Annotated in this window: 5 protein-coding genes and 2 pseudogenes; all 7 read left to right on the top strand. The window is 50.2% G+C overall.

From position 1 onward, the window contains the following. The first annotated feature begins 72 nt into the window (after window positions 1-72). The gene (tet(40), locus tag DWX28_RS18395; RefSeq protein ID WP_109215034.1) at window positions 73-1,293 is read left to right on the top strand and encodes a tetracycline efflux MFS transporter Tet(40); all 1,221 of its coding nucleotides are present in this window, start codon (window positions 73-75) and stop codon (window positions 1,291-1,293) included. 599 nt (window positions 1,294-1,892) lie between these two features. Beyond that, on the top strand, window positions 1,893-2,402 hold the full coding sequence (locus tag DWX28_RS18385) for a sigma-70 family RNA polymerase sigma factor (RefSeq protein ID WP_105116765.1): 510 nt from the start codon (window positions 1,893-1,895) through the stop codon (window positions 2,400-2,402). Window positions 2,403-2,496: 94 nt separating this feature from the next. Beyond that, the gene (locus DWX28_RS18380; RefSeq protein WP_000323895.1) at window positions 2,497-2,922 is read left to right on the top strand and encodes a sigma-70 family RNA polymerase sigma factor; all 426 of its coding nucleotides are present in this window, start codon (window positions 2,497-2,499) and stop codon (window positions 2,920-2,922) included. A gap of 83 nt (window positions 2,923-3,005) precedes the next feature. Next, window positions 3,006-3,480: pseudogene (locus DWX28_RS18375) on the top strand (RNA polymerase sigma factor). Between the two features lie 154 nt (window positions 3,481-3,634). Further along, window positions 3,635-4,667, top strand: a pseudogene (locus DWX28_RS18370) (AAA family ATPase). Window positions 4,668-5,184: 517 nt separating this feature from the next. Further along, complete coding sequence (gene mobV, locus DWX28_RS18365) at window positions 5,185-6,150, top strand: MobV family relaxase (protein ID WP_001820668.1); 966 nt, start codon at window positions 5,185-5,187, stop codon at window positions 6,148-6,150. Between the two features lie 8 nt (window positions 6,151-6,158). Continuing rightward, the coding region (locus DWX28_RS18360) for a ParB/RepB/Spo0J family partition protein (protein ID WP_118254542.1) at window positions 6,159-6,913 on the top strand (755 nt) is incomplete at its 3' end.

Genomic DNA, 6,913 nt, shown 5'->3' with positions numbered 1-6,913 from the left:
TATGTTCCACAAGTTAGCTTAACAGCTTGCAAAAGTCATATAAAATGAGATTTGAAAGGAGAATGTAACTTCATGTTTGCTAAAAATTCAAAGGCATATTCTGTCTACCTGCTGTTCCGATTTGTCTGTTCCCTGGCGGTTTCTATGTCCACAGTGCTTTCCATCGTGTACCACCTGGAGGTGGTGCAGCTGGATGCTTTCCAGCTTGTCCTGGTAGGGACGGTTCAGGAGACCTCCTGCTTTCTGTTCGAGATGCCCACCGGTGTGGTGGCGGATTTGTATAGCCGTCGGCGCTCGGTGCTGATTGGAATGTTCCTCTACGGCCTGGGCTTTCTGATGGAGGGTGCGCTACCGTGGTTCGCGCCGGTTCTGCTGGCCCAGGTTGTCTGGGGTTGCGGTGATACCTTCATCACCGGCGCTCTGGAGGCGTGGATTGCCTCGGAGGAAGAGGACAAACCCATAGACAAGGTGTTCCTGCGGGGCAGTCAAATGGGGCAAATCGGCGGCGTTCTGGGCGTGGTGCTGGGCACACTGCTGGGAAACATAAACCTGCAAATGCCTCTCATCTTGGGGGGCAGTTTGTGCTTGTTGTTGGGGCTGGTGATGGTTCGCATCATGCCAGAAACCAACTTCTCCCCTGCTATTGAGGAACGGCAGGGCTTGCTTAAAGACTTTGTCTGCCTGTTCAAGCTCAACCTGGGCTTTGTGAAAGGCGCACCTGTGTTGCTGGCGCTCTTAGCAATCACACTATGCGGGGGACTTGCCAGTGAAGGCTTTGACCGGCTCTCCACCGCTCATTTTCTGGATGACACGGTAATACCCGTTATCGGGCCGCTGAACAGCGTCACTTGGTTCGGTGTTATCAGTCTTATCGGCAACGGCTTAGGTATTCTGGCTTCTCAGTTGCTCATCGCCCGCATGGAGAAAAAAGGGACTGTCAGCCGAACCAGTGTGGTCATGTCCACCAGCGCCGGGTATATCCTGTTCCTGGTTCTCTTCGCGGTGGGGCGGAGCTTTTGGTTCATGTTGTTGGTGTTCCTGCTGGCGGGGCTTATGCGCACCATCAAGGAGCCTGTGCTGGCCGCCTGGATGAACGACCAAGTGGATGAGAAAATGCGCGCCACAGTCTTTTCCACCAGCGGACAGCTGGACTCTTTCGGGCAGATCATCGGCGGGCCTATTGTGGGGCTGGTAGCCCAGCAGGTGTCCATACCCTGGGGGCTGGTCTGTACCGCTTTCCTGCTGTTGCCCGCGCTGTTCTTAGTGCCGGTGGCGGGAAAGAAGCGGGATTGATATGGCATAGTTAAGTTTACTGACGAGCGGGAGATTACTTCCGCTCGTCTTCATTTAGTAGCGCAAAATTTGAGGACTCTTTATTTCCTTATTCGGTATAGCGGAGGCGGCTGTCAATTCGACATAATTTTCTTGTGATACTTTACCGTACATGAGCATTTGTTTCGTATTTGAAAGAACAAACTCACCAAATAAAAAAAACGATATTCGGGTGGGTTATTTTGTTATACCCTAAATTACCCTCTGAATTTGTTTTTAAATTTGGAGGGATTTTTTTATGTCCTTTTTTCGGGCAGTTATCTATCTGCTCATACGAAGCAAAATTTATCAATACATAGCATATCAGAGAACGGCAGGAAACCAGTTAAAAAAATTTCTGCCAGTGCAACGGTACTTCTCACCTTGAAAGTAGAAGTACAATCTCCATACAATAGAATTACTATTTCCTATAACCGTAAAGGTCACAGAGCCTTTGCGGTTTTTCTTTTGTCGATTTTTGTTGGAAAGTGCCGTAGGGCTGTTTCTGATATGCGGTGTCGTTCTCCGCCTCTCCATCTGGATTTTTTACATTTCAAAAATTCAGATGGGAGGTATTTATGGTGAAATATGCACCAAGAAAGGTATATATCAGAGAAAGTGGCGGCTATGTGGAATTATCCTACACGGAGTTCTGCCGTTGCAGGGAATCCGACCAGACCTATATGGACAAGCTGTTTATCCCCATTCAAGGCTGTCTGCTTGAAGTCGTGAGGGAGCAATACACAGACTTCTACCGTGACAAGGAACGGTGGCGTTATCTGCAAAAATTAGATACAAAGAATAGACTGCTATCTCTCGACGGATTTACGGACAGCGAGGGGAATCCTCTGGACTTTATCACTGATGAAGCGGTGGACATTGCAGAAACCGTTGTCAATGCGGTCATGGTGGACAGGCTGAAAGCCGCCCTGCCTTTGCTGTCGGATAGTGAACAGGAGCTGATACAGGCAATCTTTTTTGACGGACTTTCCGAGCGTGAAGTCGGGGCGAGGTTGGGCATAACCCAGAGCGTTGTAAACAAACGCAAAGCCAGAATCCTAATAAAACTAAGAAAGATAATAGAAAATTAAAATTTAAGGCGTTCAGCCCCCTTGTTTTTTCCTTTGGGAAGATGAGGGGGCTTTTCTCTGCCCTCTCAATCAATTCTGATTGGAGGAAGTAAGAATGGCATACAACCACGGACGGGAGGACAGGAAATGGCGTATCTGGAAAGAAGCGGAGGAAAAGCTGCTGCGTGAGTGCGGCGTTGATGAAGCGACCATTGAGCAGATACGCATGGCGGACAGGGCAGACTTCAATTCCAACAGGCGGTTTTACCGATGGACGAATGACGTTGCGGAATATCTTGAGGACATGGCAGGCAGGGAGCGGCAGGCGGAAGTGGGTACGGTTGCGGAGTTACTGGAAGAGATTGAGAGCGAAAATCTCTATCAAGTATTAGTCACGGTGGACGGGCGTACCTTGAAAATCGTCCTGCTGAAAATGCAGGGGTATTCCACAAAGGAGATTGCCCCGCTTGTGCATTTGACGACTGGTGCCATCTATGCGAGGTTAGACCATCTGCGGAAGAAGCTGCGGAAAATTTTATAGCTTCTAAAACAGCCTGCCATCCTGCGGGCTACTGGGTGAGGGATGGAAATCCCCTCACTCATTTTTTGCAGGAGGACAACAGGATGGCATACAGGGTTAAGGCATACACGCTTCGGGAGGAATCCACGGAAAGCGGCACAAGGTATTTTATCAGCTTTAAGGACGGGCAGGGCAAATCCCACGAGTTGGAAGTGTCGGAACAGTTCTTTATGGAGTTTCGGCAGATGGAGCGCAGGAACAGGAATCTTTTCTAATGGGACGAGCGGCACAGGGAGTTTAACGAGGTATGGGACGAAACCCTTTACAGACGGGCGTTGCGTGTGCCTAAGAGCCTTGATGAACGCATGGTTGAGGAAGAACGGAATGAAACGCTCTATAAGGCGGTTGGGAGCCTTCCAGAGATACAAAGGCGGCGTTTCCTGCTCTACTACGAGTATGAGTTCAATTTTTACCAAATCGCCGCTATGGAGCATTGCACCGCTTCGGCAATACAGAAATCTGTTGCGATTGCAAAGGAGAAAGTAAAGGCGGAAATTGAAGAAATATCTCCAACCGTGACCGACACCGCCCGAAAAAGAAATCTGTTTTTTATTTGTGTGGGATTGGCGGCATTACATACTCTCACTTTTTTCCGTGGGAGTAAATCTATTTTTAAGGAGGTCAACGCCTATGTGCAACGAAAACAAAGACACCGCCCGAAAGGAGGAAAGCCATGCAGAAGTTACAGACAGTCAACGCCGAAACGCTCCTTTATGAACCGCTTGAGAAACCATCCTTTGTGGTGGACAGCCTTATCCCGACAGGCTTATCGCTGTTCTGCGGCTCACAGAAGATAGGCAAAAGCTGGCTCATGCTGAAGCTATGCTTATGCGTGTCGCAGGGAATCCCTTTATGGGATATGCCGACAATGGAGGGCGATGTGCTTTACCTCTGCCTTGAGGACACGTTCTGCCGCATACAGGACAGGTTATTTCGTTTGACGGACGAAGCAAGCGGGCGGCTCCACTTTGCCGTGGCAAGCTGCAAGCTGTCAGACGGTCTTATCGTGCAGCTTGAAGATTATCTGAAAGATTACCCAGACAGCAGGCTCATTGTCATTGATACCTTGCAGAAAGTCCGTACAGCTTCAAAAGACAATGCCTATGCAAGCGACTATGGGGACATCTCCCTCATCAAAGACTTTGCCGACAGGCACTCTCTGGCGGTCATTGTCGTACACCACATCCGAAAGCAGAATGACAGCGACGTGTTCAACAAGGTGTCTGGGACGACAGGATTAACGGGGAGTGCGGACGCTACCTTTGTTCTGGAAAAGGAGAAACGTGCGTCTGACACCGCCAAGCTGTATGTGACGGGCAGGGACACGCCTTATCAGGAATACACGCTGCGTTTCCGTGATTGCCGTTGGGAGCTTGTGGAGCGGAAAACGCAGGAGCAGCTTGCGAAAGAAACGATACCAGATGTCCTTTTTCGGTTGGTGGATTTTATGAGGGATAAGGAAGAATGGATAGGCACGGCAACGGAACTGTTAGCCGCTATGGGGGAAACGGAAACCATACCCACGGTGATTACGAAATGGCTGAATGAATACCGCACCACATTTTTAAGCGAGAACCGTATCTGCTACCAGTACAGCCGCAGGAAAGACGGCAGGCGGATTGCCCTTGCAAGGAGGGCGGGTGACAGCGGTGATGGTGGTGACAGCGATATTAGGATACCCCCCTGTTACTGTCATTGACGCTTAAAGCCATGTAAAGCTGGCGGCTCTGCCCTGCGGGTGACAGCAGTGACGGTGGTGACAGTGATTTTAGGATACCCTGCCGCTGTCATCCCTACGGGAGAACACCCCGTAAACGCAAAATGCAGGCGTGAGATTTACTCGCCCTTTTCGGTCGTGTAAAACCACCCCTGCGGTCAGAAAAATCATTCCGATTTTTCCGACTGCGTTTACAGGGTGTAACACACTACACTTTGCCCTGCAAAGTCGTGTGCCAGACGTTCCCTCTGGACTCCCTTAAGGCAGGGCTGTGCCCTGCTATCCTACGCCTTACGGCTTCGGATAAAAGAATGGCGGCATGACGGTGACGGCTCTTGCGAGGGGGGTATCCCAAAAACACCGTCATCATCGACATGACCGTCATGCAGGGGGTGAGGGTGACAGTTGCGGCAGTCGGCAGGGGGTATCCCAAAACTGCTGTCACCACCGTCACCGCTGTCACCCCAAAGGACGGTCACCCGCCGAAAGAAAGGAGGAATCCGCCTATGCCTTATGCAATCCTGCGTTTCCAGAAACGAAAAGCGGGCGGCGTTGCGGCTTGTGAACGCCACAACGAGCGGAAGAAAGAAGCCTACAAAAGCAACCCAGATATAGATATGGAACGCTCTAAAAACAATTACCATCTCATAGCACCACCAAAGTACACCTACAAGAAAGAGATTAACCGCATGGTAGCCGAAGCGGGGTGCAGGACAAGGAAAGACAGCGTGATGATGGTGGAAACGCTCATCACAGCTTCACCAGAATTTATGAACCAGTTACCGCCCGAAGAACAAAAAGCGTATTTCCAGACGGCTCTTGACTTCATTTCGGAGCGTGTTGGAAAGCAGAATATCCTCTCCGCTGTCGTCCATATGGACGAGAGAACGCCCCATATGCACCTCTGCTTTGTGCCGATTACGCCAGACAATAAGCTGTCAGCGAAAGCTATCTTAGGCAACCAGAAATCATTATCCGAGTGGCAGACCGCCTACCATGAGCGGATGTCCTCACGGTGGAATCAGCTTGAACGGGGGCAGTCCTCAATGGAAACCAAGCGGAAACACGTCCCCACATGGCTCTATAAATTAGGCGGCAGGCTTGATAAACAGTATGAAGAAATCGTGTCTGCCCTATCCGACATCAACGCCTTTAACGCAGGGAAGAAAAGGGATAAAGCGTTAGATTTACTCTCTGCATGGCTGCCAGACGTGGAGAAATTCTCTAAGGAAATCGGGAAACAGCAGGCGTATATCGACAGTTTGAAAGAGAGAATTGGGCAGGAATCAGACTATGCGGGGCGTATGCGTGATGAAAAGTACGAGCAGGAACTAAAGGTGCAGAAAGCGAATCAGAAGATATTTGAATTGCAGAGAACCAACGAGCAGATGGGGCGGCTGCTGTCAAAAATACCGCCCGAAGTGTTGGAAGAATTGCAGAAAAATCATAGAAGCAGAGCGAAAGAAAGGTAGATATGTGAATGAAGAAACAGGATTTTAAGGTGTTAAAGACCAAAGACTTGTACCCGTTCCCCGACAATCCGTTTCATGTGGCAGAAGATGAAACACTGTCAGAGTTAGCGGAAAGCATCAAGGAATTTGGCATTGTCACGCCGATAATCACACGCCCGAAAGAGGACGGGGACGGTTATGAAGTGATTGCAGGACAGCGGCGTGTCCGTGCTTCTGAACTTGCAGGGATAAATACCGTGCCTGCGTTTGTCCTGCCCTTAGACCGTGACCGAGCCATCATCACCCTTGTAGACAGCAATTTGCAGCGTGAGAATATCCTGCCATCGGAGCGGGCGTTTGCTTACAAGATGAAATCCGAAGCCATGAAGCGGCAGGGTTTCCGCACAGACTTAACCTCGTCACAAGTTGTGACGAAGTTGCGGACGGACGACAAGGTGGCACAGGGCTTCGGCGTGGGCAGGATGACCGTGCAGCGTTTTATCCGCCTGACGGAACTGATACCGCCGATTTTGCAGATGGTGGACGAGGGGAAAATCGCCCTCACGCCTGCGGTGGAACTGTCCTTCTTGAAGAAAGACGAGCAGGAAAACCTCTTTGCCACGATGGAGAGCGAAGAAGCAACGCCCTCACTCTCACAGGCACAGCGGATGAAACAGTTAAGCCAGAGCGGGCGGCTTGACATGGATACGATATTTGCGATTATGACGGAGGAAAAGGGCAACCAGAAAGAAACCTTGAAAATCAACACAAGCAAGCTGAAAAA

Origin of the sequence: Blautia sp. AF19-10LB (genome assembly GCF_003461245.1) — a bacterium.
GTDB lineage: Bacteria > Bacillota > Clostridia > Lachnospirales > Lachnospiraceae > Blautia_A > Blautia_A intestinihominis.
The sequence above is the reverse complement of the archived record's forward strand: the minus strand, read 5'-3'. Positions and strand labels throughout refer to the sequence as shown.